Here is a 2,380-nt window from a genome sequence, read left to right as displayed (position 1 = left end):
TTAATATCCAGTAACTGTATTTTCATCCAGTTTTTAAAAGATTGCAAGTTTACGTTTTATGCATCCTCAAAATATTGTGATTCTGGGCACCGGCGGCACGATTGCCGGGCAGGCTGCGAGTGCGTCGGACAACATCGGCTATACCGCTGCCCAGGTGGGCGTTGAGCAACTTGTGGCGGCGGTCCCGCCTTTGGCCAGGTTCGGCCCCTTGATGACCGAGCAGGTCGCGCAGGTCGACAGCAAGGACATGAGCTTCGATGTATGGGTGCGGCTGGCCAGTCGGGTCAATCACTTTCTGGCCCAGCCGGACGTGCAGGGCATTGTCATCACGCACGGCACGGACACGCTGGAAGAAACGGCGTATTTCCTTCATGCGGTGTGCCGCCCCGATAAACCTGTGGTGCTGGCCTGTGCCATGCGGCCGGCGACTGCGCTGGTGCCTGACGGCCCCCAGAACATGCTGGATGCCATGGCGGTGGCGCGTCATGCTGGGGCAATGGGTGTTGTCGCGGTGTGTGCCGGAACCATCCACAGCGCGCTGGACGTGCAGAAAGTGCATACCTACAGGGTTGACGCTTTTGACTCCGGTGATGCGGGGCCGATTGGCTATGTGGAGGAAGGATTCCTCAGGTTAGTGAGAAATTGGCCGGAAACCCATGTGGAACGGGCGCAAGCAGCTATAAAAATAATAGCGAATTCCATGATTCCGCTCCAGTGGCCGCGCGTTGAGATTGTCATGAACCATGCCGGCGCCAGTGGTGCGATCGTGGACGCGTTGCTGGCACAGGGTGTCCAGGGGCTGGTGGTTGCTGCCACGGGTAATGGCACCTTGCACCACGCGCTGGAGGCGGCCTTGCTTCGCGCGCGGTCTGCGGGGGTTCGGGTCGTCCGTGCGACAAGATGCTTCAATGGCCGGGTCTTGCCCACACCGGGGGATCTGTTTTCTGATTCGCAGGGGCTGAGTCCCGTGAAGGCGAGGATAGCGATGATGCTCGAGTTGCTGGCGGAGAGTTGAAGCCGCGCTTGCAATTGCAGTCCACCAGGTCCGGAAGCCGGAATAAAAAAAGCCGTCGGGCTGACGGCTTTTTTGGGGCAAGTGGACTCGCGTTAGGCCGGTTCAACCCGCCAGCGCCTTAAATGCCCGGGCGGTGATCTCGTCAACACCGCCCATGCCGCTGATGGCACGGTATTTCGGGGCCAGTTCAGGCTCTGACTTTGCCCAGCTGGAGTAGTACTCAACCAGCGGACGGGTCTGGGCGCTGTAAACCTCCAGGCGCTTGCGGACAGTTTCTTCCTTGTCGTCATCGCGCTGGATCAGCGGCTCGCCGGTCACATCGTCTTTGCCTTCAACCTTGGGCGGATTGAACTTGACGTGGTAGGTGCGGCCTGAGGCGGGGTGCGAACGGCGTCCGCTCATGCGCTCGATGATGGCGTCGAAGGGGACGTCGATTTCAAGAACGTAGTCCAGCTTGACGCCGGCAGACTTCATGGCGTCCGCCTGCGGAATGGTGCGCGGAAAGCCGTCAAACAGAAAGCCCTTGGCGCAGTCGGGCTGGGCAATGCGCTCTTTGACTAAATTGATGATCAGGTCGTCGCTGACCAGTGCACCCGAGTCCATGATTTTTTTGGCTTCAATGCCCAGCTGCGTGCCGGCTTTGACGGCCGCACGAAGCATGTCGCCGGTGGAAATCTGGGGAATGCCGTACTTCTGGCAGATGAAGGTCGCTTGCGTCCCCTTGCCCGCGCCAGGCGCGCCCAACAAAATCAGTCTCATGGATGTCCTCGGATTTTATGAATTCTTGAAGTCAGCCCGAACCGCCGGCCGGTTTCCGCAGGGGCTGCTTGACAGGTATGGAGGGCTGCCGGCACGCCCTGCAGGCCTCACACTTGTGTTTTTCCCAAGGATAGCATGCACCCCTGACAGCAACTTACGAGCCCGCGTCATGCCGGGGAGGGCAGGTCAGGAAAACAGCTTGCGGGCGAGGTCCAGGTCTTCCGGCGTGTCAACGCCCGGCCCAGGCGCGTCGCCAGTGATGTGCACGGCGATGCGATGGCCGTGCCACAGCGCCCGGAGTTGCTCAAGGCACTCCAGTTGCTCGAGTGGCGACTGGGGAAGGCGCGGGAACTCCCGCAGAAATCCCACCCGATAGCCGTAAATGCCTACGTGCCGGAGTGGCCGGGGCAGGCTGCTGCCGGCCTCCCACCACGCCTTGCCGGTAAAGTCGCGCGCGGCCGGAATGGGTGAGCGGCTGAAGTAAAGGGCCGTATGGCGCGCATCAAGCACCACCTTGACCACATTGGGGTTGTTCAGGTCGGCCAGCTGCTGGATGGCATGCGCCGCCGTGCTCATGGCGCAGTCTGGGCGCTCGATGAGCAGGCG

At 61.0% G+C, this 2,380-nt stretch carries 3 protein-coding genes; 1 reads left to right on the top strand and 2 read right to left on the bottom strand.

The window, feature by feature from the left end; all coding sequences use genetic code 11:
* The first annotated feature begins 58 nt into the window (after window positions 1–58).
* A complete protein-coding gene (locus AC1DWI_RS20060) occupies window positions 59–1,015 on the top strand; it encodes an asparaginase (RefSeq protein WP_477669423.1) in 957 nt (318 codons plus the stop codon).
* Between the two features lie 102 nt (window positions 1,016–1,117).
* Here the strand turns inward: AC1DWI_RS20060 and adk are convergent, their stop codons facing one another.
* Together adk and AC1DWI_RS20050 are read right to left on the bottom strand one after the other, a co-directional pair.
* Window positions 1,118–1,774 (bottom strand): adenylate kinase, encoded by a 657-nt coding sequence (gene adk, locus AC1DWI_RS20055; RefSeq protein ID WP_477648743.1) that lies wholly within the window; start codon window positions 1,772–1,774, stop codon window positions 1,118–1,120.
* Window positions 1,775–1,960: 186 nt separating this feature from the next.
* On the bottom strand, window positions 1,961–2,380 hold a 420-nt coding region (locus tag AC1DWI_RS20050; protein WP_477725560.1), incomplete at its 5' end, for a cytidylyltransferase domain-containing protein.

The sequence above is a fragment of the Polaromonas sp. P3_C2 genome, from assembly GCF_056402675.1.
The sequence above is the reverse complement of the archived record's forward strand: the minus strand, read 5'-3'. Positions and strand labels throughout refer to the sequence as shown.

Excerpts from the sequence above, each read along its gene's own strand:
- AC1DWI_RS20060 (WP_477669423.1), top strand. The coding sequence starts at position 59 with ATGCATCCTCAAAATATTGTGATTCTGGGCACCGGCGGCACGATTGCC.
- adk (WP_477648743.1), bottom strand. The coding sequence starts at position 1,774 with ATGAGACTGATTTTGTTGGGCGCGCCTGGCGCGGGCAAGGGGACGCAA.